This window comes from Asticcacaulis aquihabitans, from assembly GCF_032490435.1.
GTDB lineage: Bacteria > Pseudomonadota > Alphaproteobacteria > Caulobacterales > Caulobacteraceae > Asticcacaulis.
Genome location: NZ_JAVGWM010000004.1, coordinates 181,042 through 205,697, shown reverse-complemented (window position 1 = coordinate 205,697; position 24,656 = coordinate 181,042). Strand labels below are relative to the sequence as shown.

At 58.9% G+C, this 24,656-nt stretch carries 21 protein-coding genes; 9 read left to right on the top strand and 12 right to left on the bottom strand.

The genetic code is table 11. From position 1 onward, the window contains the following. Nucleotide 1 precedes the first annotated feature (1 nt). Nucleotides 2-790 carry a 3-hydroxybutyrate dehydrogenase gene (locus tag RCJ00_RS15285; protein WP_316223031.1) on the top strand — a complete coding sequence of 263 codons (789 nt, stop codon included), beginning with the start codon at nt 2-4 and terminating at the stop codon, nt 788-790. Nucleotides 791-920: 130 nt separating this feature from the next. Beyond that, nucleotides 921-1,142, top strand: coding sequence for a hypothetical protein (locus tag RCJ00_RS15280; protein WP_316223029.1), 222 nt, complete (start codon nt 921-923; stop codon nt 1,140-1,142). Nucleotides 1,143-1,349: 207 nt separating this feature from the next. Here the strand turns inward: RCJ00_RS15280 and RCJ00_RS15275 are convergent, their stop codons facing one another. From RCJ00_RS15275 to RCJ00_RS15255, 5 genes are all read right to left on the bottom strand, one after another. Next, nucleotides 1,350-3,191: an ABCB family ABC transporter ATP-binding protein/permease gene (locus RCJ00_RS15275; RefSeq protein WP_316223028.1), complete on the bottom strand. Its 1,842-nt coding sequence runs from the start codon at nt 3,189-3,191 to the stop codon at nt 1,350-1,352. 124 nt (nt 3,192-3,315) lie between these two features. After that, nucleotides 3,316-4,002: a DsbA family oxidoreductase gene (locus tag RCJ00_RS15270; RefSeq protein ID WP_316223027.1), complete on the bottom strand. Its 687-nt coding sequence runs from the start codon at nt 4,000-4,002 to the stop codon at nt 3,316-3,318. A gap of 86 nt (nt 4,003-4,088) precedes the next feature. Continuing rightward, the gene (locus RCJ00_RS15265) at nt 4,089-5,978 is read right to left on the bottom strand and encodes a sodium:solute symporter family protein (RefSeq protein ID WP_316223026.1); all 1,890 of its coding nucleotides are present in this window, start codon (nt 5,976-5,978) and stop codon (nt 4,089-4,091) included. Nucleotides 5,979-6,012: 34 nt separating this feature from the next. Beyond that, the gene (locus RCJ00_RS15260; protein WP_316223025.1) at nt 6,013-7,194 is read right to left on the bottom strand and encodes an AGE family epimerase/isomerase; all 1,182 of its coding nucleotides are present in this window, start codon (nt 7,192-7,194) and stop codon (nt 6,013-6,015) included. Further along, nucleotides 7,191-8,375 (bottom strand): glycoside hydrolase family 130 protein, encoded by a 1,185-nt coding sequence (locus RCJ00_RS15255; protein ID WP_316223024.1) that lies wholly within the window; start codon nt 8,373-8,375, stop codon nt 7,191-7,193. The genes RCJ00_RS15260 and RCJ00_RS15255 overlap by 4 nt, the downstream gene beginning before the upstream one ends. A gap of 221 nt (nt 8,376-8,596) precedes the next feature. Between RCJ00_RS15255 and RCJ00_RS15250 the strand changes: the two genes are divergently transcribed. The 4 genes from RCJ00_RS15250 (at nt 8,597) to RCJ00_RS15235 (ending at nt 13,202) form a co-directional block, all read left to right on the top strand. Next, nucleotides 8,597-9,013: a MerC domain-containing protein gene (locus RCJ00_RS15250; RefSeq protein WP_316223022.1), complete on the top strand. Its 417-nt coding sequence runs from the start codon at nt 8,597-8,599 to the stop codon at nt 9,011-9,013. 111 nt (nt 9,014-9,124) lie between these two features. Beyond that, a complete protein-coding gene (locus RCJ00_RS15245) occupies nt 9,125-9,439 on the top strand; it encodes a Dabb family protein (protein ID WP_316223020.1) in 315 nt (104 codons plus the stop codon). Nucleotides 9,440-9,688: 249 nt separating this feature from the next. Then, nucleotides 9,689-11,086 (top strand): glycoside hydrolase family 43 protein, encoded by a 1,398-nt coding sequence (locus RCJ00_RS15240; RefSeq protein ID WP_316223018.1) that lies wholly within the window; start codon nt 9,689-9,691, stop codon nt 11,084-11,086. A gap of 130 nt (nt 11,087-11,216) precedes the next feature. Next, a complete protein-coding gene (locus tag RCJ00_RS15235; protein ID WP_316223016.1) occupies nt 11,217-13,202 on the top strand; it encodes an ArnT family glycosyltransferase in 1,986 nt (661 codons plus the stop codon). A 74-nt stretch (nt 13,203-13,276) separates the two neighbouring features. On the opposite strand, the gene pstB is transcribed toward RCJ00_RS15235, so the two are convergent. The 5 genes from pstB to RCJ00_RS15210 all read right to left on the bottom strand — a co-directional run bounded on the left by pstB (nt 13,277) and on the right by RCJ00_RS15210 (nt 18,484). Continuing rightward, nucleotides 13,277-14,086, bottom strand: a complete 810-nt coding sequence (gene pstB, locus RCJ00_RS15230) for a phosphate ABC transporter ATP-binding protein PstB (RefSeq protein WP_316223014.1) — start codon at nt 14,084-14,086, stop codon at nt 13,277-13,279. A 30-nt stretch (nt 14,087-14,116) separates the two neighbouring features. Continuing rightward, a complete protein-coding gene (pstA, locus tag RCJ00_RS15225) occupies nt 14,117-14,968 on the bottom strand; it encodes a phosphate ABC transporter permease PstA (RefSeq protein WP_316223012.1) in 852 nt (283 codons plus the stop codon). A gap of 11 nt (nt 14,969-14,979) precedes the next feature. After that, nucleotides 14,980-15,957, bottom strand: a complete 978-nt coding sequence (pstC, locus tag RCJ00_RS15220; protein WP_316223011.1) for a phosphate ABC transporter permease subunit PstC — start codon at nt 15,955-15,957, stop codon at nt 14,980-14,982. A 158-nt stretch (nt 15,958-16,115) separates the two neighbouring features. Further along, a complete protein-coding gene (gene pstS / locus RCJ00_RS15215; RefSeq protein ID WP_316223010.1) occupies nt 16,116-17,171 on the bottom strand; it encodes a phosphate ABC transporter substrate-binding protein PstS in 1,056 nt (351 codons plus the stop codon). Between the two features lie 191 nt (nt 17,172-17,362). Further along, nucleotides 17,363-18,484 (bottom strand): porin family protein, encoded by a 1,122-nt coding sequence (locus RCJ00_RS15210; RefSeq protein ID WP_316223008.1) that lies wholly within the window; start codon nt 18,482-18,484, stop codon nt 17,363-17,365. 237 nt (nt 18,485-18,721) lie between these two features. On the opposite strand from RCJ00_RS15210, the gene RCJ00_RS15205 reads away from it, so the two are divergent. Genes RCJ00_RS15205 through msrA form a run of 3 tightly spaced genes read left to right on the top strand, consistent with a single transcriptional unit; the run spans nt 18,722 to nt 20,724 of the window. Continuing rightward, nucleotides 18,722-19,567, top strand: a complete 846-nt coding sequence (locus RCJ00_RS15205; protein ID WP_316223006.1) for an MTAP family purine nucleoside phosphorylase — start codon at nt 18,722-18,724, stop codon at nt 19,565-19,567. A gap of 56 nt (nt 19,568-19,623) precedes the next feature. Next, the gene (msrB, locus tag RCJ00_RS15200; protein WP_316223004.1) at nt 19,624-20,091 is read left to right on the top strand and encodes a peptide-methionine (R)-S-oxide reductase MsrB; all 468 of its coding nucleotides are present in this window, start codon (nt 19,624-19,626) and stop codon (nt 20,089-20,091) included. A 9-nt stretch (nt 20,092-20,100) separates the two neighbouring features. After that, nucleotides 20,101-20,724 carry a peptide-methionine (S)-S-oxide reductase MsrA gene (msrA, locus tag RCJ00_RS15195; RefSeq protein ID WP_316223002.1) on the top strand — a complete coding sequence of 208 codons (624 nt, stop codon included), beginning with the start codon at nt 20,101-20,103 and terminating at the stop codon, nt 20,722-20,724. Between the two features lie 56 nt (nt 20,725-20,780). Here msrA and galA read toward each other — a convergent pair whose 3' ends face one another. Both galA and RCJ00_RS15185 read right to left on the bottom strand, forming a co-directional pair. Then, on the bottom strand, nt 20,781-23,252 hold the full coding sequence (galA, locus tag RCJ00_RS15190) for a beta-galactosidase GalA (protein WP_316223000.1): 2,472 nt from the start codon (nt 23,250-23,252) through the stop codon (nt 20,781-20,783). Nucleotides 23,253-23,305: 53 nt separating this feature from the next. Beyond that, nucleotides 23,306-24,643: a glycoside hydrolase family 53 protein gene (locus RCJ00_RS15185; protein ID WP_316222998.1), complete on the bottom strand. Its 1,338-nt coding sequence runs from the start codon at nt 24,641-24,643 to the stop codon at nt 23,306-23,308. Between the last annotated feature and the right edge of the window lie 13 nt (nt 24,644-24,656).

Here is a 24,656-nt window from a genome sequence, read left to right as displayed (position 1 = left end):
CATGGCTACCCTCTCCGGCAAGACCGCCCTCGTCACAGGTTCCACCAGCGGCATCGGACTGGCCATAGCGAGGGGATTGGCGGCGCAAGGGGCGAATATCATGCTCAACGGCATGGGCGACCCGGCCGCGATCGAAGCCGAGCGCAGCGGTCTGGCCAAGGAATTTGGCGTCGAAGTGCTGTTCAACGGCGCCGACCTGACCAAACCAGACCAGATCGCAGCCCTGATCACGGAAATCGATACCAAACTGGGCGGCGTCGACATACTGGTCAATAATGCCGGCATTCAGCACGTGTCCCCGATCGAAGACTTTCCGCCGGAAAAATGGAACGCCATCATCGGCCTTAACCTGACGGCGAGTTTTCACACCACCCGCCTGACCTTCGCCGCCATGAAGGCAAAAAAATGGGGCCGCATCGTCAATATCGCCTCAGCGCACGCGCTTGTTGCGTCGCCCTTCAAGTCGGCCTATGTCGCCGCCAAACACGGCCTGCTCGGCTTTACGCGCACCATCGCCCTGGAGGGCGCGGAACATGGCATTACCTGCAACGCCATCTGCCCGGGCTACGTAAAGACACCGTTGGTCGAAAAGCAAATTCCCGACACCGCCAAGGCCCGCGGCATGACCGAAGCCGAAGTCATCAAAACGGTAATCCTGGCCGCCCAGCCGACCGGTGAATTCGTGACCGTGGAAGATATTACCGCGCTTGCCATGTTCCTGTGCTCGGATGCCGGCAAGTCCATCAACGGTGCCCCGCTCAGCATCGATGGTGGCTGGACGGCACAATAGCAAATCGGGCACGGGCGGCGTTTATTTCGCACTTACTAAATTTTTATGAAATTACGCCCCGAGCCACAGCGCTTCCATACACCCTCTCCTCCATATTCCCTTCACGTCTTGGTGAGAAGGAATCACAATTATGCGCAATATTGCTAAAATCATGACCATCGCTGCTGCTGCCAGCCTGTGCCTGTCGGCCGCCGCCTGTTCGAAGAAGGAAGAAACCTCCACGACGACGGAAACGTCGACGGAAGTGACTTCGCCGGCTGCCGACGCCATGGCGCCGACATCGGGAATGGCACCGGCTTCGGAAGCCGCCATGTCCACGACCACGACGACGACCACCTCGTCTTCGATGTAAGCCATTTGACGGAAACGCTCGTTTCCGGCTGCGCTTCGCGGATTTGTGGGCTTTTACGATCGGGCCCGCTCAATACAAAGAATCCCTACTTTGGCCGCGCCATAGTCCCTCTTACCCGCCGGTAAGAGGGACTTTTGCTATGCGCAAAGCAAAAGCCCCTCCGAATTATGTTTCGGAAGGGCTTCGAGCATATATTCCGTGTTCGGATTATTCGACTTCGGCGGCGACCTTGGCCAGGGTTTCCCTGGCAGCATCTGCCGCACGCTGACGCTCCCACATCGAATGGTACAGGCCATTGAGGCGCATCAGGTCGGCATGCTTGCCGCGTTCGGCAATGACGCCATCCTTAAGCACCAGGATTTCGTCCGCGCCAACGACGGTGGAGAGGCGGTGAGCGATAACCAGGGTCGTGCGATTCTTAGACACGTCATCGAGCGACGCCTGGATTTCACGTTCGGTATGCGTATCAAGCGCAGACGTCGCTTCGTCGAGGATCAGGATCGGTGGCGCCTTGAGCAGGGTGCGGGCGATGGCCACGCGCTGCTTTTCTCCGCCGGATAGCTTCAGGCCGCGTTCGCCAACCTCGGTATCATAGCCTTTCGGCAAGGTGGCGATGAAGCCGGCGACCTGAGCCTGCTCGGCCGCATGTTCGATTTCAGCCCGTGAAGCACCATATTTTCCGTAACCGATATTGTAGGCAATGGTGTCGTTGAACAGGACGGTATCCTGCGGCACCATGCCGATGGCCTTGCGCAACGACGCCTGGGATACCTGACGGATATCCTGGCCGTCGATTTCGATGCTGCCACCCTTCACGTCATAGAAACGGAACAAAAGGCGCGACAGGGTTGATTTGCCGGCACCCGACGGGCCGACAACGGCCACCGTCTTGCCCGCCGGGATGTCGAAGGACACGCCTTTCAGGATGGCGCGGTCGGGATCGTAGGAAAAGATCACATCATTGAACCGGACATGCCCATCGCTGATCACCAGATCGGTCGCATCCGGCGCATCGGTGACCTCCTGCGGTTCGTCGAGCAGCTTGAACATGGCCTCCATGTCGATCAGGCCGGTCGAGATTTCACGATAGAGGGTGCCGATGAAATTGAGCGGAATGGACAACTGCATCATATAGGCATTGACCATGACCAGATGGCCGAGCGTCTTCGTGCCGTTCATCACTTCCAGGACCGACATGACCATGACGACCAACATGCCGATGCCGAAAATGACCGTCTGACCGATATTGAGCCAGGCGAGGGAGGTATAGGTTTTGATCGCCGCCTTTTCATACATGGCGGTGGCGCGGTCATAGCGTTGAGATTCGTGATCTTCGTTGCCGAAATATTTGACGGTTTCGAAATTGAGCAACGAGTCGACCGCTTTCGACATCGAATCCGAATCGGCTTCGTTCATGTCCTTGCGGATACTGATGCGCCAGTTGGAGGCGATGATCGAGAACCAGACATAGACGACCACTGTAACCGCGACGACGCCGACATAGATCAGATCGAACTGCAAGGCGATGATGGCCGCTGTCAGGACGAATTCGACAATGGTCGGAATGCCGACCATCATGGTCAAACGGATGATGGTTTCAATCCCGGCCTTGCCGCGTTCGATGACGCGCGACAGCCCCCCGGTACGGCGCTGGAGATGGAAGCGCAGGGAGAGGTTATGCAAATGGACGAACGACCGGTTAGCCAGACCGCGCACGGCATGTTGACCGACGGCCGCGAACATGGCGTCTCGGATATTATTGAAAATATTGAACAGAATCCGGACCAGGCCGTAGGCCGCCACCATGACCAGCGGCATGCCGATGATCATGGTCCACCAGTCGGGGTGCGCCAGTTGCGGGGCGTGGACGGTCAAAGCGTTGGTCGCCCATTTGAACGTCAGCGGCGTAAAGGCGGTCAAAATCTTGCCGACCAACATGGCCAGCAGCGCCCAGACGACCTGGATCTTCAAGTCGGCTCGGTCGGACGGCCACAGGTAAGGTTTCAGGAACGCGATGGTCTCCGATGCCTTGCCTTTTGGCTTGGGCATAGGGGTATTCTGTAGATTGGGAGAACTCATCAGGCGGTCGCTTTCGACTGGCTCAGGTATGGGAGGGAGGTTTTATCGGCCCTATATAGGCCGCGCCTTACCATTCGCCAATCGAAACCGATATTTATTTTTGTGCGGGTTCGCAGCCATCTACGCCGCAGACTTCACCTTCGCCGATCACGGCCGTCTTCTCGGCTTCGGCCGCTGCCGCTTGAAGGGTCTGGAGAAATGCCTGAACCGGCTGCGCCCCCGAAACGGCAAACTTGCCGTCAACAACGACAAAGGGCACGCCGCGCACGCCATAAGCCTGGGCCTGGCGCTGATCCAGGGCAATCGACATGTCGATGTCGGACGAGGTAAACGCCGCATCGATATCGGCAGCCTCAAGACCGATCTCCGCACCGATTTGATACAGGACGGCGCGATCTAAGATATTGCGACCGTCGGTAAAATAGGCCCGATACAGGGCCGCGACGGCGTCTGCCTGCCTGGAATGCGTAGCGGCCAGAGCGATTAGACGATGCGCGTCCGTGGTGTCGCCGGCGATCGTGCCCGCCAGGTGAAATTCCAAACCGGCACGCGCCGCGTGAGCTTCGACATTGGCCAGATTGGCCTTTACCTGATCCGGTGTGAGGCCATATTTGCGGCCCAGCATCTGCTCGACCGGCGTCGGCGCTTCGCCAGGGCTCAGGCGGAAGGCGCGATGGCTGATCTCAGCCTCACCGCCCCATTGCGCCAAAGCCGTTTCAAGCTCCGCCTTGCCGATATAGCAAAAGGGGCAAATGACATCGGACCAGATTTCAATTTTCACAGCGGGCTCTCCGAATTGCAGCCTTCTGTATGTAGTACGGTTACGGTTTTGCGCAAGTCCTTCAAAAGCTAGCAAGCGTTTAGACCCTAAACCGGCTCATTGCGCAGCCGATCCCACCAGGTAAACTTCATCACCACCGAACACAGGGCGACCAGTCCGAATGTCAGCCAGAACTTATCCATCTCACGGATAATCAGGAAGATGGCCGAGGCGGTGATCGCTGTCTGCCAGATGACGCCTATGATCGAATTGAACATATCGCGGGCGAAATCGCGGTTCGGCTGGGCGTCGGGGTCATCTGCGCGCAAGGCGGTCAGGACCGGTCCCCACAACCCCCAGGGCCGGGTCTTGCGATAGAATTCCTTGAGCACCACCATGTCGGCCGGCCGGGTCAGGCAGGAGCCCAGCACCGCAACCGCCGCGCAGGCCAGAAATAGCCAAGGAAAGGCGTGCAACGGGTCGATGACCATGCCGCTGATCTCCTTAGGCAGGGCCATGAATACAGCCGCCGCGACGCCGAGCGCCATGGAGGCGGCATAGCCCGTGCCGTTCAGGCGCCACCAATACCACTTTATGACGTTGGCGACGGTGTAGCCGCCATATAGGCCTGTCGTAATCCAGCCCACGACCTGATCGATCGATTTGAGCTGCCAGCCGATGAAGGCACCCAGGACGGCGAAGGTCAGCGAGGTGGCATAGGAGATGTGAACCAGCGATTTTTCGGAAGCGTCGGGCCGGATATATTTGCGGTAGATGTCGTTGACGACATAGGCCGGGGCGGCATTGAGCGACGCGGAATAGGTGGCCATGAAGGCCGACAGCATGCCCGCCAGCGCCAGTCCCATCAGTCCCGCCGGCATATAGTTGCGGATAACCCAGGGCAGGATGGAATCGATATCGCCGGCGAAGGCCTGACCTGACGCCACGGCCGCGGCCTGCATTTCGGTCCATCTGGGGCCAATGAAACACAGGGCCAAAACTGCCATACCGGCGATCATCAGGTAGCGGGGAAACAGCAGCACGACATTGACGAAGCCTGAAATCTTGGCGGCCTCCACCGGGGATTTGGCGGACAGCAGGCGTTGCATGTCATAGTTGGGCGCCGGGCCGGACATAGCCTTGAAGACCCCCTGAAAGACCATAAGGGCGAAGAAGGTGCCAAAGGCCGAATAGCCCTCGCGGTGAATCACGGCGATAGCGGTATCGGCGACTACCTTCTGATCGGGCGCGGCGGTGCGGGCAACGCCGGCCCAGTCCAGGTTCAAGTGTGCACCAAACAGAATATTGTGCCATGTGGGCGGCACGACGGCGCGGATCATTTCCGGCGTCACGAGCGAGATGGCAATGCAGGCAATGGCGATACAGACCACCAGCTTGATAAAAAATTGCAGGATTTCGGTCATGACCACCGAATACATGCCGCCTTTCACCGAATAGACCGTGGTCAGGGCAACCACGATCAGGCCGTAGATCTTATCGTTGATCATCGCGTCGGCGGAGAATTTGTAGGGAATGAATTCGGCTGCCAATTTGCCGATGCCTAGGAACCCGAAGGCCAGCATACCGACCACGGTGATTAGGGCGAAGACGACGTTGATCAGGTGGGAGGCACGGGCGCCCGTGTCCTCGCCAAACCGAAAGCTGATCCATTCGGCGCCCGTCAGCTTGCCCGACCGCCTCAGCCAAACCGCGAGGAAAGCCATCAAGAAAATCTGGTTGAAGACCGGCCACAGCCACGGAATGAACACCGATTTCAGGCCGTACACCACCAGCAGCCCGACCATCCACATCGTACCCGCAACATCGAACATGCCCGACGCGTTGCTAAGGCCCAGTACCCACCAAGGCAGCTTGTTGCCCGCCAGGAAATAGCTTTGCAGGCTGCCCGACGACAGTTTGGCAACCCAGAACCCCAGACCTATGGTCAACAGCACATATCCGGCGACAATAGCCATATCTATCGGTTGTAAGCTCATTCCCTGCTCCCTCTTGGCCCCATTTTCGGGTCTTTTATCCAAGCCGGTGATCAAGCTCGATCATGGCGCGGCCATTATGATACGGGCACTTCCACATGCCCGCCGTGTAGATTTTCTCCCTGCCCGATGCAGCGGCGTACCAGCTCCATTCACGCCTCCCGCCCGCGCCGTATTGCGCCTTCGTATAGGCCCATACGCGGTCAGCGGCATCGAGCCAGCCCGGCTCACCCGTCATATGCCAAGCATTGACGAAGCCGACCAAGGCTTCCGCCTGCTCCCACCACTCACCGTCGGGATCAAAGTGACCGTCAAACCGTTTTTCGTAATTCATGCCCCCTTCCGGCGACAGGCCCTCATGCAGGGTGGTTCCGGCCAAGGCCAGCACAACCGGGCGGCACCGGTCACGCAGGGCGTCGTCATCGAGTGCCTGCGCCGCTTCCCAGATCAGCCAACTGGCTTCGATATCGTGGCCGTAAGATACGCCCGCCGTGCGATCGGTCCAGTCCATGTCGAAAAACAGGCGCAGATGCCCCTGCGGGTGGGAGAAGCGATCGAGGAAGAGGGTCAGGATACGGTCAAGCCGCGCCTGGGTCGCCTGGCGTGGCGCTGCCCTATGAAGGGACGTATAGGCTTCCAGGATGTGCAGATGCGTGTTCATGGTCTTGGGTGCGTCGATATCCTTCTCCGACAGGCGCGGATCAGCCAGAGGCCGCCACTCGCGATCCAAGGCTTCGATATAACCACCGCGCCCGCTATCCCAGAACCGCGCCTCGATCATATCCTGTAACGCCTCGGCCATTTTCAAGGCGATGAGGTCATGGCTGGCCAGATAATATTCCGCCAGGGCGTAGACCGTGAACGCCTGGGCATAGGCTTGCTTCTTGCTGTCAATGACGCGGCCCTGCGCATCGAGCAGCCAGTAAACGCCACCAGCCCCGGCATCGATGAAATACCGGTGCAGATAGTCCGAAGCGCGGGACGCCAGAACCAGGGCCTCGTCGGATTTGAGCGCGCGCGCGGCGGCGCTGAAAAACCACAGCAGGCGCGTATTGAGGATGATGCTTTTGGGAGCATCCGCGACCGGCAAGCCGTCGGCGTCGACCTCCCCTAGAAATCCACCATTCACCGTATCGACCAGGTTGTCCGACCACCAACGCAGCAGGCGTCCCGCTTCATCACGAGCCTGCCGTTTAAGGTGTGCGGTAACGTCACTCACGGCTGGTTCGCCATGAAGGCGGCATTACGGTCAATGAGCGCGATACGTTGTGCCACGCAGGCTGCCGAGGTCAACGGGTCTTCCGGCGTATGTTTGCAATAGTCGACCAGTTGCGCCACGCTAGAGGTCGCCACATGCAGGCGGGTGTCGGACGAGGCGTAATAGATGAAGACCGCGCCATCGTCATCGGCGATCCAGCCATTGGCGAAGGTGACATTCGACACATCCCCCACGCGTTCTTCGCCTTGAGGCGCGATGAAATGACCACCGGGCGCGTGGATGATCCGCCATGGTTCGTCCAGGGCGGTCATGAACATGTAAAGCACATAGCGCAGACCGGCGGCAGTGTTACGCACGCCGTGCGCCAGATGCAGCCACCCGTCGGCGGTCTTGATCGGCGCCGGTCCCTGGCCGTTCTTGATTTCCTTGATGGTATGATAGGCCTTGTTATCGACGATGATTTCGCGCTCCACCACCGCGCGGGTCATGTCGTCGCACAGGCCCCAGCCGATCCCGCCGCCGGAACCGACAGAAATAAAGCCGTCCTGGGGACGGGTATAAAGAGCATATTTGCCGTCGACAAATTCGGGATGCAGGACGACATTGCGCTGCTGGCCCGAACGGGTGATGAGGTCGGGCAGGCGCTCCCACTCGGCAAGGTCACGGGTGCGGGCAATCCCGCATTGCGCCGTTGCCGCCGACAGGTCGTCCGGCTGGCTCAAATCCTTGCGCTCAGTGCAGAACAGCCCATAGATCCAGCCATCTTCGTGGGCCGTCAGACGCATGTCATAGACATTGGTATCTGGGTCTGCGGTCTGTGGCAGGACGACCGGCTTGGGCCAGAAACGAAAGCCGTCGACGCCCGTGTCGCTTTCCGCGATGGCAAAGAAGGATTTGCGGTCATTGCCTTCGACACGCACGACGACGATGTATTTCTCCCACCATTTCATCGCGCCGGCATTGAAGGTGGCGTTGATGCCCAGACGCTCCATCATGAAGGGGTTGGAGTGCGGGTTGACGTCGTAACGCCATTCGGGCGGTACATGGTCAGCGGTGATCACAGGACGCTGCCAGCGTTGATAGATGCCGTTTGACCAAGGCTGCGGCGCGTTTGATTCTGTCATCAGCGCCTCGTATTCTGCCTGCACGTTTGCCAGCCGCCGCACCGCTGTTTCGGTCATCTGTGCCTCCCAACCTGTCCGATCTTTTTCATATGCGTCGAACCCCTGATTAATTAAATTTGATTTATTAAAATACGCAAGCGAATTCACGGGTCCGTGCAGATGGGATTTTTGACCTGTCACCAGACTGCGAGCAGTTTATTTCGAGCTCAGCCTTGCAAAAGGTTATGATATAACATATTTGCATGTACGGCCTTCCGCCGTCGACGGTACATTTGACCATGCTGCACCTGAAGAAGAAATGGCTTGATATCGCCTCCATGGGGCTGTCAGCCCTGTGCGTCGTGCACTGCCTCGCCCTACCCTTTCTGGTCGCCGTTCTGCCGATGCTGACGCCGTTTACAGGCAGCTGGGTGCATGCTGCCCTCGTCCTGACCGCGGCCCCCGTGAGCATATGGGCCATCCGCGCGTCGCATGTCTGGCGCAAGTGGCAAATTTCCGCCCCCATCGTTGTCGGGCTCGCTCTCCTCGCGGCGGCGGCCTTCATACCGGCCCTGGCCGATATCGAAGTCGCGATCAGTGTGATGGGTGCGCTGTGCATCGCCTTCGGCCACGCCTATAACTATCTGTACCACAGCCGACCCTCCCATGTGCACAGCCGTGAGTGCGGCCATGCCGAAGGTCTGGCCGGCGAATAATTGCCTACGACTTTTACGGCGCGTGAGGCTCTGCGGCAAAATCACAGCTTGACGGACAGGCCTGAGGCTTTAAGGAAGCGGTCGTTAGATTTGTTACAAAAAGCGCCCGCCATGATCCGTCACATCGTTATGTTTTCCTGCAAAAACGCCGCGGATCGCGACACTATCTACCGGGGGCTCTCTGTTCTGACCCAGATCGAACACGCCGCCGTGCTGGAAGTGTCGTACAACGAAAAAATAGACCAGTTGGCCAACGATATTGACGTCATCGTCTACGGCGAGTTCGCCAATATTGACGATTTCCGCGCCTATAAGGCCCACCCGCTCTACGAAGAATCGATCCGTCAGGTCCGCCACCTGCGTGATGTCCGCGTCGCCGCCGACTACACCGTGTCCAACGCCACGCGCGAATTGGTCAAGGGCTAAGGCACCGGTTAGCCACATATCGCCATTACCGCTGTCTGGTGCCGGGCCATATCCCCTATGCCGGCCGGGGTCACGCGGGTGCGCGACATCAATCCGTCCATTGCGGTTTTTCGTTCCGACGCTACACAGCGACGCTGCCATCACCCCATTCTGTTCTGGCTAACATGTGCGACAACCTCGGCATTATATAAAACCTATTTTTACTGAGGATGGCTGTTATAGTCCCGGCGTCTTCTGAGGAGGTTTTCGATGTTCAGCCGCTACGTGCCCTTAGCCATAGCCTTGGCGTTTGCGGCGCCTCTGTACCTTGCCCAGCCGGCAATGGCCGAAAATCCGATCATTCAAACCTCCTTCACCGCCGATCCGGCACCTTTGGTGCACGACGGCGTTGTGTATTTATATACCAGTCATGATGAAGACGATGCCAACGGCTTCAAAATGCGGGATTGGCACCTCTACACATCTACCGACATGGTGAATTGGACAGACAAGGGCGTTGTCGCGTCGTTGAAAACATTCCCCTGGGCAGTGCAGGAAAACGATGCCTGGGCACCGCAGGTTGTCGCGCGCGATGGCAAGTTTTACCTGTATGTCCCTATCAGCGTAGCCGGTTGGCCTAAGAATGTGATCGCAGTGGCGGTTGCCGATAAGCCTGAAGGCCCCTTCCGGGACGCGCTCGGCAAGCCTCTGATAGACAAGGCAGACGGCTTTATCGATCCGACCGTGTGGATCGATGATGATGGCCAGGCTTATCTGTACTGGGGCAATCCAAATCTGTGGTACGTCAAGCTGAACAAAGACATGATTTCCTATAGCGGAAACATCGAAAAAGTTCCGTCCAAGCCTGCCAACTACCAAGAGGGTCCTTGGTTCTATAAACGTCAGTCAAAATATTATCTGGCGTACGCCTCGACCTGCTGTCCGGAGGGCATTGGCTATGCCATGGCTGACAAGCCCACGGGTCCGTGGACCTATAAGGGCGACATCATGGATCATAATCCGGGATCAACCGGTAATCACCCTGGCATCATCGACTTTCAAGGCCATTCCTATCTGTTCGGCTTCAACTATCGCCTCAATTTCGCGGAGACGCCCATTCATCATGAGCGCCGGTCGGTTACGGTGACGGAATTCAATTATAACCCCGATGGCACGATCAGCACCCAGCCATGGTGGGACACAGTCGGGGTTAAGCAACTCCACACGTTGTCGCCGTATCAGCGGGTGGAGGCCGAAACACTGGCTTGGACGTCAAGAGTGAAACGGGACCGCGACCGTCCAATCGACTGGGCGCCAGGCATCAAAACAGCCCGCAGCGACACAGTCGGAATTTATCTCACCCGCATTACAGATCTGACCTATGTCAAAATCAATGGCGTCGACTTCGGCGCGGGCGGCGCATCAACCTTTAGCGCCAACGTCGCGAGCAACGGCAAGGGCGGCGTCATTGAGCTACACCTGGATTCGGTCGATGGCCCGAAGATCGGTCGCTTGACCGTTACACCCACCGGCGACTGGAACCATTGGAAGGTGCAAACGACGCAGGTATCGGGCGCCGTTGGAACGCATGACCTTATCCTGGTGTTTAAAGGCGAGGGAGATAGCCCGCTTTTCAATCTGGACTACTGGTCTTTTGGAAAATCCTGACGTCCTCCTTTAGGGCCGTCAAGATATGGCCAGAGTGACTGGACGACGGTTTGAGGACTGGAGCCTGGCGAAGAAGTAGGGTTTACGCGCTGTCCGCTTGCTGGCAATAAAGCCGCATTGGGGAGACACCATGGTTGAATTCTACGATCTGAACGCCGACCGTCCGGCACTGGCGCCGCAAAAGCCTTTCCTCGGCGACGACAAACATCTGATCCGCGCCCTCTTCATCGTTGGCGCCCTTCTGGTGGTCTGGAAATTCTATATCGCCCTGATCAGCCATGTGATCTGGGAAGAGGGCCACTTCGTCCTGTCCGGTGAATATCTCGACCTGGGCTATCCTGACATTCCCGCCGGCTTTCCCTGGCTGGCGCGTCTGATCACCGCCCTCTTCGGTTGGCACCTCATGCCTTTGCGCATCGTGTCACTGCTGATCGCAACGGCCATTCCGTTCGCCGTCTATTTCATGGCCAAGCCGTTGGTCAGCCATCGCAACGCCTTGTGGGCGGCGATGATCGCCCTGCTGCTGCCGCCCCTGTCGCTCAACGGCACCGTCTTCTATCCGGAAGGCTCGCTGCAATTGCTGATGGCGCTCATGCTGGGATGCCTGATCCGCGGCATCCAGCGCGACGAGATGAAGTGGTGGATCCTGACCGGCGTCTGCGCCGCGCTGGGCCTACTGGTCCACTTCCGATTCATGGGCCCCGGCCTTGGCGTCATAGCCTTCATGTTGATCAGCCGCGAAGGCCGCAAGCTATGGACGCGACCGGGCGTCTGGGTGACCGCCGGCATCGCGTTCCTGGGCCTTGTGCCGTCCCTGATCTACAATGCCGTCAACGAATGGCCAGCCATCCAGTTCCACGTCCTGAACCGCCCGAAACTGCAACCCAATTTCGGCCGGATACTGGGCTATGTTGAAACTCAGTTCGCCCTGGCCACGCCCGTCTTCTTCATCGCTATGGTGGTTGCCGCCAAGAACCTGCTCACACGCGACCGTGACAAGCCGGAAAGCCTCCTCGCATACCAGGCCGTCGTCATTTTCCTGTTCTATGGCCTGCAGACCATTGTCAACAAGAAGATCATGCCCCACTGGCCGTTCATGGCCTTCGTCCCCCTGCTGCCCTACGTTCCGGAACTGCTGGAAAATTTCATCGCCAAGGCTGTGACCGGCCGTGGTCTCTGGATGCGGCAGGCCCTGATCGCCACGGGCCCGCTTCTGGCCCTGACCGTCGGCATCGCCGGCACCGCCTATCAATGGGCCTTCGTCCATTCGGCGGAATTGCCCTATCGCGTGCGCGAGCACAACATCCTGAAAAATGAAAACTGGTCGCTGCTGGAACCCGATCTGGCGGCCGCTGACGCGCGCGCCAAGGCCCGCTTCGGCCCCGACATCGTGTGGGCGGCCAACAGCCATATGAGTGCGGTCCACATCGAGTTTCCCGCCGTGCCCGGCGTGCGAGGCCGGCGCCTGTTCACGCTCGACGATCCGAACGATGAACTAACTCGCTTTGTTGTGGCGCGCCATCACTGGGGCCTGGACCTGCCGACCCTGGTTGAGACGCACAAGGGCAAGGGCGTGATGATGGCCGTGCTGGAACCATCCTACCTGTACCATGAGCCGGATCAGGTCGCGATGTACACGGCATTGTGCCGCAACTTCGAAGCCGTCGAACCCTTCCGCGTCGTCAGTTTACCGCCGTACAAGATGGCAGTCGATTTCTATACAGCCAGGGTGCGTCAAACCCCGCTGACGGATATCTCCAAGGCGCCCTGCCCCTTCTTCCCACAAGTCTATATCGCCCACCCGGAACGCGGCGAATTTCTGGACACAGACAACAGCAGCAACTTCTTCGGTGTCGCCGCCGATCCGAAAGGTGTGACGGCGGTCGATATACTGATCGACGGTAAGGTGGTAACACGCGCCCGCTACGGCCTTGACCCCAAGGAATTCCGCGTACCCGACCTGCTGAAATACGATTCGAACTGGCCCAGGCTGCAATACGACTTCCAGTTCCCGAAGGGATCGCTGGTACCGGGCGAACATAAACTTTCTGTCCGCGCCACCCGCAGTGACGGCACCACCCTGGACGGTGAGCCAAGGACCCTTTACGTGCGCTGATCCATAGGCGGCGAGCATAAAAAAAGACCCGTCAGATGGCGGGTCTTTTTCGTTAGTGACGGTAGATATCTCGATCAGCCGAAGCGGCCACCGATATATTCGCCTGTCTTGTCGACCTTCGGCTTAACGAACAGCTCTTCGGTCGGCCCGAATTCGATCATCTTGCCCAGGAACATGAAGCCGGTGTAGTCGGACAGACGCGCCGCCTGCTGAAGGTTGTGCGTGACGATAACGATGGTGTAGTCGCTCTTCAGCTCTTCCAGCGTGTCTTCAAGCTTGGCGGTCGAAATCGGGTCGAGCGCCGAGGCCGGTTCGTCAAGCAACAGGATTTCGGGATTGACCGCAATGCCGCGCGCAACGCAGAGACGCTGCTGCTGGCCACCCGACAGGCCAAGGCCGGACTTGGTCAGCTTGTCCTTGACTTCGTCCCATAGGGCCGCACGGCGCAGCGAGGTCTCGACAATCTCGTCGAGTTCGGACTTAGACTTCGAACTGTGCAGGCGCACGCCAAAAGCGACGTTGTCGTAGATCGACATCGGGAACGGGGTCGGCTTCTGGAAGACCATGCCGATGCGGGCACGCAAGGCGGCGACGTCGACCTTCGGGCCGATGATGTTCTCGCCCTCGAACAAAATCTCACCATCAGCGCGCTGGCCGGGATAGAGATCGTACATACGGTTGATGGTGCGCAGCAGCGTTGACTTGCCGCAGCCGGACGGACCGATAAGGGCCGTGATGGCGTTCTTCTTCACCGGCAGATCGACGCCGTGCAGGGCGCGGTTCTGGCCATAATAGAAGTTGAGCTTCTTGACCTCAAGCACCAGGCTGTCAGCCGGCGGGGGAGTGATCACGCTCTGGAAATCGGGGGACATTGTGTCGGTCATAACGGTTCTCAGTTACGGTCAAGAATGAAATCAGTGAGAGTTTTTATCGCGGGCAAGCCAGCGGCCGAGGATATTGACGCCGAGGACGGCAACAGCCACCAGCAGGGCCGCGGCCCAGGCCAACTTGTTAAGGTCGGCATAAGGTGTCAGCGCAAAGTTATACATGGTGTGCGGCAAGCTCTCCATCGACTGGCTCATATTGGCGTTGAAGAACTGGTTGCCGAGCGCCGTGAAAAGCAGGGGCGCCGTTTCGCCGGAGATACGGGCGAAGCCGAGCAGACCACCGGTCAGCAGGCCTGCGCCGGCCGCTTTCCAGATGATGGTGCGGATGGTCGTGAACTGCGACGCACCCAGCGCCATGCCGGCTTCACGCAGCGCGTTTGGCTGGAGGTTCAGAATATCTTCGGTCGTACGGGTGACGATGGGCGTGGCCAGAATGGCCAAGGCGACCGCGCCGGCCCAGCCGGAGAAGTGCCCAAGCGCAATGGGGCTACCCGAAACGAGTACCTGGGCGACGAAGACACCGATCAGGATGGACGGCGCCGACAGGAGCACGTCGTTAAGGAAGCGGACGACGTGTCCATAGGCCGTATCGCCGCCGATTTCCGCCAGCCACGTGCCGGCCAGGATACCAACGACCAGCGCGATCACCATGGCCACACCACACATCAGTATGGAGCCGACGATGGCGTTGCGAAGGCCGCCCGGCGAGCCTGCGGCCGGCGTATCCATTGTAAAGATTTGCAGGTTCATTCCCCCGATGCCCTGCGAGAAGAGGGACCAGAGAATGAGCGCCAGGGCGATCAGGGCAATGGCTGTGCCGATCAGGCAGAGCGCGATGAAAACGGAATTGGCGATTTTGCGGCGAAGGGCGCGATCCATGACAGCGGCTCCTAGTAGCGTTGCGAAGACAGCAGCCAGCGCGCGATGGCCAGGACTGTGAAGGTGATCAGGAAGAGGACAAGGCCGAGCGCGATCAGGGCCGACCGATGGATATCGGCCGCTTCGGCGAATTCGTTGGCGATGGTCGAGGCCAGGGTCGATGACGAGTCGAACAGGGATTTGGGAAACTTATGCGAATTGCCGATAATGAAGGTCACGGCCATGGTTTCGCCCAATGCGCGGCCCAGGCCGAGCATCACGACACCGATCATGCCTTTGCGGACGTAGGGGATGATGACGGCGGTGACGACTTCGAACGGCGTGGCGCCGACCCCGAAGGCAGCTTCACGCACCTGAGGCGGGATGGAGCGGAAGAGTTCGCGGAAGACGGCAGCCATGTAAGGCAGGATCATAACCGCCAGGATGATGGACGCCGTGAACAGGTTGGCCCCGTTCGGAATGCCTGCGACCAGCTTGGCGAAGAAGGAATTGGGATTTTGCGACGCCATGATCATCAGCGGCGTCTGGACATGCTGCGCGAAGAAGGGCGCGAAAACGAACAGACCCCACATGCCGTAAACGATGGACGGGATGCCGGCCAACAATTCGACAGCGGTCGACAGCGGCTGGGCGATACGTTGCGGGCAAAACTGGGTTAGGAAAACGGCGATGCCGATGGCGATGGGCAGGGCGAAGAGCAGGGCCAGGAAGGAGGTGATCAGGGTGCCCAGGATCGGCGCGGTGGCACTGTAGCGATCCGTCACGGGATTCCAGGGCGTGTCGATGCAGATGCCGTGGCCGGTCGGACAATCCTTGAATTTCAGGAAGAATTCCAGACCGAATTTCGACAGGGCCGGCCAACCACCGATGAACAGCATGGTGATCAGCGAACCCAGAACCAACAGCAACAGGGTAGCGGCAGCGAATGAGACCCAGCGGAAAATGGGGTCAGTCAGATCGATGCGAGGGGATTTGACGTCTGTAGACATGTGTCCTTGTCTCTCTTGTCGGTTCGTTTCGGCAGCCAGTATTCGGCGGTCAGTGTCGTTAAGGCCAGGTATTTTCAGGCAGAAACCGGGCGAGGTCGATTGGGGACCTCGCCCGGCTCATTATCGGGTTTTCGTAGTCAGCGGAAGTCCGCAGTGACTTACGGGTTCGGCGAGACGTAAACCGGCTTGCCGTTCGACTTGATGTTTTCAGCCCATTGCTTGCGGACCATGGTCTTCACCGAAGCCGGCAGCGGCACGTAGAAGAGGTCGTTGGCGTTGAAATCACCAGCCTTGTAGCCGTAGTCGAAGAACTTCAGAACTTCGGCAGCCTTGGTCGGGTTGGCTTGATCCTTGTACATCAGGATGAAGGTGGCACCCGTGATCGGCCAAGCATTGGCGCCCGGCTGGTTCAGAACCAGCAGGTAGTTGCCGGGGGCGTGGGCCCAGTCAGCACCAGCAGTCGCAGCCTTGAAGGCAGCGGCGGTCGGTTGCGGCCAGGTGGCGTCCTTGGAAGCGACCAGAGCGTAGCTGATGCCGGTCTTCATGACATAGGCGTATTCGACATAACCGATCGAACCGGCCGTCTGACGAACCAGGGCGGCAACGCCATCGTTCTTCGCACCGCCAACACCGGTCGGCCACTCAACGGCGTCCGAAGCGCCGACGTTTTGCTTCCATTCGGCCGAAGCGATCGACAGGTAGGAGGTGAATAGGAAGGTGGTGCCGGAACCGTCCGAGCGGTGAACGACGGTGATCGGCAGGGCCGGCAGGGCCAGACCGGCATTCCACTTGGTGATGGCCGGATCGTTCCACATGGTGATCTTGCCGAGGAAGATGTCGGCCAGAACAGCACCCGGCAGCTTCAGCTTGCCATTCGGCACGCCCGGAATATTGATGGCCGGAACCACGCCACCGACGACGGTCGGGAACTGGTAAAGGCCGGACTTGTCGAGCTCAGCTTGGGTCAGCGGCTTATCGGAGGCACCAAAATCGACCGTCTTGGCCTGGATTTGCTTGATGCCGCCGCCAGAACCGATGGCCTGATAGTTCAGTTGGTTACCAGTGGTGCGCTTGTAGCCTTCAGCCCACTTGGCGTAGAGCGGGGCCGGGAAGGTAGCGCCGGCACCCGAAATCGTGTCGGCAGCCATGGCAGCCGGAGCGACCGCTGCGGTCATCAGCACGGCGGCGATGGCGCCTTTCAGAAACTTGAACATCCATATCTCCATGAGAGGAAGTGTTGGGCAGACTATTAATTAATGCTCTATCTGTTTTTTATGACAGATTTGTAACAGTCCGCAGAATTTAAAAAGACAAGAGTCGCAAAGCTAAGGAATACCGGTAGTTACGCCGGTGAATGGGCCCACCGCTCCAAGGGAGCGGCGGGCCCATCTGCCCCCCAAAGCCCTTAGTAGCGCAGCTCGCTGAAGATGCCGATTTCGTTGAACTTAGTGTTCGTCTTGGCACCCTTCAGAGCCGGACCGCCGGCATAGGCGTCGAACTCGTCGTGCTTGGCAACCAGGGCAAGCGTGATGCCCTTCAGCGGCGACATCTGGATACCGAAGTTATAATAGTTGCCTTCGTTCCAGGGCGCGAGCTTCTTGGTCGGCTTGACGTTGTCGAAGCGGCCGAACACGGTATACATCGGGCTTACGCGGTACGAGCTGAAGACCGAGTAGCCGTCTGAATCGTCAGCCTTGGCGTGATCCGCCGAGGTGTCGAGGATGCTGGCAGTCTGCCAATCGGTCGCCGTGAAATATTCGACACCGGCCTTGAAACGGTCACCCGTGAAGGCAGCCAAGGCGTTATAACGCTGAGCGGTGTGCGGAGCGACAACTTCAGTCGTGCCCGAATAGGTTTGCTGGCCACGCTTGCCGGTATAGCTGCCGACAGCGAAGTTCCATTGGTCGAACTTGGCCGACAGACGGGTTTCCACGTCCATGCCTTCCGAACGCGACGAGTCGCGGTAGCCCTTGCCGTTTACGAGCGAGACTTGATAGGCGAAGTTCTGAGCAAACTTACCGGCGACGTGAACACCCCAGTCAGCCGATGTGCCGAAGGTCGAGCGAGCACCAGTGTTGTTTTGCTCAAGCAGGGTGTTTTCCAGCCAACGGTAGCCGTAGATGCTTTCGGCGTAGGGGATCCAAGGCATTTCGTTCGAACCGACCGAAACTTCAAAGGCCGGATCGAAAGCCGCCTTGAAATAGGCCTTCTTCAGATAGAGGCCTTGACCCGCGATCGAGCCGCTCGTTTGGTTGACCGGAGACACGTCGGTCTGCATTTGCAGCGAGTAGATATCGTTGAACTTCTTGTCGACTTGGAAATACACGCGCTTCACGTCGAAACCAAAACCGTTCTTGCTGCCCGACTTGGCGCCATTGACTTCCAGCGAGCTCGACGACACGTCGAGGTACATACGGCCGCCGACGGTGATATTGTCGGTCCAGCTCTGAGCCGAGGCGCCCGACACGGCGGCGACCATCGTGAGCGCCGCAGCGGCGACACCGATGGCGAAAGACGATTTTTTCATGTGATGAACCTTGTGCGTTTTTTTGAAATGGCAATTTTGGGGCCGCTTTGTGGCCACGCAGGGGGCAATAGGCTCCACATGTGACAGTCGCATGTAGGTTGTATGACAGCGGTGTGACACCGCCCTTTATGCGGCGTTTGCAATTTCAATACGCACGTGGTGCGTTATAAAAGGCACAGATTCGCCACACAGGCGCGGTGATGTAAACCGCGCCGCTTTTCAGGACTGAGGCCCATCATGCTGGCCATTATCGGAGGCACTGGCCTCTACTCGCTCGATTCGCTGGAGACGATCCGCGACCATGACGTCATGACGCCGTTCGGCGCACCGTCTTCGCCGATACTGGAAACGCGCTATGGCGATCATACCGTCTTCTTCCTGGCGCGCCACGGGCGCAACCATCAGCACCTACCGCATGAGGTCAATTACCGCGCCAATATCTACGCGCTCAAAGCCCTCGGCGTCCGCCAGATCCTAGGGGTATCCGCCGTCGGTTCACTGCGCGAAGGCTTGGCCCCCGGCCATTTCGCTGTCCCATCGCAATATCTCGACCTGGTAAAGGGTCGTCGGGAAAAAACCTTTCTTGGCGGCGGGCTGAGCGCTCATATCTCCACCGCCGAGCCGGTCTGCCCTAATCTGGGGGCCTGGATAGCGGCCGCGGTTGTCGCCAGCGGCCACAGCTTCCATGGCGATGTGACCTATGCCTGCGTTGATGGTCCCCGCCTGGGCACCCGCGCAGAAAGCCACATGCTGCGCGCGCTCGGCGCCGATCTGGTTGGCATGACGAACGTACCGGAGGTGTTTCTGGCGTGCGAAGCCCAGATAGCGTACGCCACCTTGGCCATCATTACCGACTATGACTGCTGGCGCGACGATCCCAACGATCATGTCAGCATTGCCGCCATCATGAAACGCTTCGGCGACAGCTTAGGCGTCGCTCGCCAGATTTTGCGCACCCTGCTCAACGGCCCCCTGCCCGCGACCGACGAAGCCCGCCGTCAGACCCTGAAACACGCCTTGATGGTCCGTCCGGACAGCCTGACGCCAGAAAAACGGGCGCTCCTGGCAGTTTTGCAGGCGTGATGTAACCCAAAGCCATTTTCAGGCGTATAACAGGTAAACCCGCATGGAGGTTACTCATGTTACGTCGTCATTTTCTTACCCTGGTCGGCGCCGGCGCGCTCGCCGCCGGCTGCGCGCAGAGCCAGGCTGAAACCGTCGCGCCGCTTAAACTCAGCGATGCCGAATGGAAAAAGCGTTTGCCGCCTGCCGCCTATAATGTGCTGCGCCACGAAGCGACCGAACGCCCTGGCACCAGTCCTCTGCTTAACGAGCATCGCAAGGGTACGTTCGCCTGCCTGGGCTGCGACCTGCCGCTATTCAACTCAGACGCCAAATATGACTCAGGCACCGGCTGGCCCAGCTTTTTCAGAGCAATCCCAGATCACCTGCAAACCAAGACCGACTTAGCTATCGGATATCCGCGCACGGAATATCATTGCGCGCGCTGCGGCGGCCACCAGGGACACCTGTTCGATGACGGCCCGCGGCCGACCGGTAAGCGGTATTGCAACAACGGCGTCGCGCTTAAATTCATTCCAGCCTAGGATCATCACATGTTGAAACGCACTTTTTTGGGTCGTGTCGTTCTGGCCGGCGTGATGGCCCTGAGCCTGGCCGGCAATGCCCTGGCGGCGGATAGTCAGGTCGCCGTATTTGCCGGCGGCTGTTTCTGGAGCACGCAGAAAGCCTTCGACCATGTCAAGGGCGTCACCAATACGCGGGCTGGCTTCATGGGCGGGAGCGTCAAATCTCCCAGCTATGACGACGTGGTGCGCGGCGGCACAGGTCATGTGGAGGCCGTCGAGGTGACCTACGATCCGGACAAGGTCAGCTACCAGCAACTGCTCGATACCTTCTGGCATTCAACCGACCCCACCAATCCGCGCGGCGTCATCTGCGACCTGGGTGACAATTACCGCACAGCGGTCTTCACTTTTTCCGATGCGCAATACAACACCGCCGTGGCGTCCAAGCAGGCTGTCGGCAAGCAGTTGAACAAGCCGATCTATACGCTCGTCGTCAAATCGACACAGACCGGATTGCCCTTTTATCCGGCCGAGGCCTACCACCAGCACTATTGGCAGACCCATAGCGATCATTACGACCGCTACGTGATCGGGTGCGGCCGCCCGGGCGCCCTCAAAAAATTGTGGGGCGACCAAGCGCCGAAATACTGATCGCCGAAATACGGGTTAAAGCCGAACGCCTCCCCCCCGGGAGGCGTTCTTGCCATCTAGGCCGACTTTAAGACCAGTTTCCCGCCGGCTAATCCATCCGCGCTGGCCGTGACGGTGATTGCGCCCGCGCCGGTGACCTGCACGATGGCGCAACAGAGACCGTTGAAGGCCTTGCGTTCAGACGCCTTGTCGGCTTCGTGACTGTTCGGATTGCCGTTGCCGACACCAATCACCGCCCCCGGGCCGGATACGGTGAAGCGGACAAGGCTGTCAGCCTTCGGCACGGGACGGCCCTTGGCGTCAAATACTTCCGCCTTAATCACCGTGCAATCCATGCCGTCATTGCTCAAGGCCGTACGGTCGGTTGTCAGCACGACCTTCGCTGGCGCACCGGCCGTTTCGCGCGCGGCTTTAAGAATGACCTTGCCGGCCTTGTAGGCATAGGCTTCGATCTTTCCAGGCTGGTAAGGCACGGTCCATTCGACATGGCGGTTCTTCACCACGGCCTTTCGACCCGCTGACTTGCCATTGACGAACAGCTCAACGGCGTCGGCGTTGCTGTGTGCCCAGACGGAAATGTCCTGGCCTTCCTTGCCTTCCCAGTTCCAGTGCGGGAAGAGGTGAAGAAGCGGCTCTGGCCGCCACCAGGCGCGATAGTACCAGTAGTTATCCTTCGGGAAGCCGCAGGTATCCAGTGCGCCGAATTGCGAGGAAATGCTCGGCCACGATGAATAGGGCGTGGGCTCGCCACGATAATCGAAGCCGGTCCAGATGAAACCGCCGGCAATGTAGGGCTTTTCATCGAAATGCGGCCACCAGCCTTCAGCAGTCGTCGCCCACCACGGCGCAGTTGTGTCGTAAGCCGGGACGATATGAGCAGCGTCGTCCTTGATATATTCCCCGCGCGTCGCAACAGTCGACGCCGTTTCGGTACCGATGATGGGCATGTTGGGGAATTTTGCGTGGAAGTCGTCGATTACACCATCGCGATAATTGAAGCCCATGACGTCAATGACTTCGGTAATCCCCTGGCCGTAGCCATTGTCCATGGCGGCCGTGACCAGACGTGTCGGGTCCAGATCATTGCACAGTCGCTTCATGGTGCGAGCGATTTTGGCGCCGCGCTTAGTCCCCTGCTGCGGCTCCTCATTGCCGATAGACCATAGTATAACCGAGGGATGGTTGCGGTCACGCAGGATGAGGGTTTCCAACTGGGCCAGCCCCTCCTCGCTCGACGCCATCATCCGCGTCTCATCGATGACCAGTATGCCCATGCGGTCGCAGACATCGAGCAGTTCGGGCGTCGGCGGATTATGCGAGGTGCGATAGGCGTTGCAGCCCATGTCCTTGAGCTGTTGCAGGCGCCAGACCTGGAGCGCGTCGGGGATGGCCGCGCCGACCCCGGCGTGGTCCTGATGGTTACAGGTGCCCTTCAGCTTGACGGATTTGCCATTGAGGAAAAAGCCCTCTTTCGCATCGAACCTGATATCGCGAAAACCGAAGGTCGTGGACACACGGTCAACAGCCGTCTGATCTGCACGCAACGTCGTTGTCACCGTGTAAAGGTTGGGTTGTTCGAGCGACCACAGCTTGGGCGCGCTCACCTGAATTGTCTCGGAAACCACTGACTGGCTCCATGGCGCCAATGTCACGGAGGCCGGAGCCGTATTGGCGGATACGACATCGCCCGTCAGGCTGCGGATGCCTGACAAAATATCGATGGTGCGGGCCTGGTCGCTGTCGTTTTTGACCGTCGTTGCGACTTCGACCGTGCCGTCCGTCTTCGCCCGGACACGGACACCGTATTGCGGGACATGCACTGGATCTGTCTTGACCAGCCAGACGTGGCGATAAATGCCCGCGCCTTCGTAGAACCAACCCTCGCCGAGTGAGGCATCGACGCGAACCAGCACCGTATTGGGCTTATCGTCCGTATTCAGCACGTCATTCAGTTCGACGCGAAACGGCGAATAGCCGCTGTCGTTGACCTTCAGGATATAGCCGTTGACGATGACCATGGCATTACGGAAAACGCCATCGAATTCCAGGGAGATGCGCTTGCCTGCATCGCTTGCGTCAAGTGTGAAGGTTTTGCGATACCAGCCGACGCTGGTGTCCGGGTAGTCGCGGCCCAGCGGTTTGAAACCGTGATTGGCAGCCGGATCCCAGACCGAGCCGTGGTCGTCAGGCTTAAAGGTTGCGGCCTTTGGATTCGGCACGAACGGCAGTTCGACAGCCCAGTCATGCGGCAAGGTTACCCCGCGCCACGTCGAATCGTCATAATCCGGTTTTGCGATCGGCGTCGCATCCGGCCCTTGCTTGGCATAGGTCCGCAGATCGGCGCCGAATCCGAAGTCTTTTTCGACATCATTGAGATGACCGAAGGCGAATTTCCAGCCAGTGTCGAAACGCAGGCGGCGGCGCTGGCCGGTTTCGACGGTTTGCGCCAGGGCGGGCAGGCCGGCGCTTACGGCGGCAAAGGTTGCGGCAGCGCTGGCCAGCAAGTGGCGGCGGTTCATATCGAGCATGATGGCGTTCCCTGTTTTTATTGTCATACAATTAAAGCGCTAAATCGCGCCGGTCAAGGGAGCGTAATCACACCCCCTGTTTTGGGCACCTTGACTTGAAGCGCCTCGGCAGTGTCCAGCGCGGCCTCGGCGTCGGCATGACCGACTACGATATCGCTGTCGGGGCGTAGCCAGGCGCTATAGACAAAACGACCGCCTTCCCTACGCATGGCCACCGGGACGCCGCCGGTAAAATCGCCGCTGAGATATTGCGCGGCCTGGCCCCTATTGGCCACGGCAAAGCGTGTTTCCACCGGCCAGACATAGGACGCCTTTGGCCAGTTCATAACCGGCAAGGCCTTGCCCTTATAATCGAAAAAGGCGGCATTTTCCCAATCGGAGCCTTGCGCCCAACGTGTCCGGCATTTGGTCGATACCCACGCCGGCTCCCAATAGACAACACCCTGTCCACCCGCGTCCAGCGTCAGTTGCATGATATCGTGCATGTACAGCGCCTGCCCCGCCGGGCTTACCGGATAGCCCTTCAGGGCGGATTCCGAACCCAACAGATTATGGGCGCTGTCGGCGGCGTCATCGGTAAAGGCATAGCCGGTTTCGACAACAACCACCGCCTTGCCAAAGCGATAATGGACGCGGCGAATTGTTTCTGAAAGTCCGGAAAAGTCTTCCTTCGACCACTTGCTGTAATAGCTCAAACCGATGATATCATAACCGGTTACGCCCGCCTTCGTGGCCTGTTCGAACCACGGTTCTACGTTTTCCGGCTGGGCGACGTGCAGCATAATTTCCGGTTTTATTGTACTGTCGGCGGACGCATCGCGCACGCCCTTGATGCCGGCATTGAACAGTTTAGCATTGCGCGCCCAATTGATCGCGACATGTTCCTCCGGCTGAGTGCGCAGGATTTCACCATTGGTCTCATTGCCGACCTGAACCATTTCCGGCATCAGGTTTTTGGCCTTGAGCGTGTTCAGGGTGTCACGCGTATATTGGTAGAGCGCCTTGGCTTGGTCATCGTCACTCAAGCCCGCCCAGGCGGCGGGCACAAGTTGCTTTCCACCGTCGGCCCAATCGTCCGAATAGTGGAAATCGAGCAGAACCTTTTGCCCCTGTGCCTTGGCAGCGGCGATGGTCTTTTCGACATCGGCCAGATTGGAATAGGGCGTCCATTTGGCGTCAACCCATATGCGAACGCGCACCAGGTTATGGCCTGACCGGGCGAAGATCGCGTAAGGGTCGGTTTGACTGCCGTAACTGTATCGCGCGCCGCAGTCCTTCATCTCATTGACATAGGACAGGTCGGCGCCGAACCAGTAGTCACGGGCGTGAACGGGGAGCCCCGCGACAAGCGCAAGGACGGGGATGAGCGAAATCAGGTTTTTCGGTTTCATACCTACCAAGATG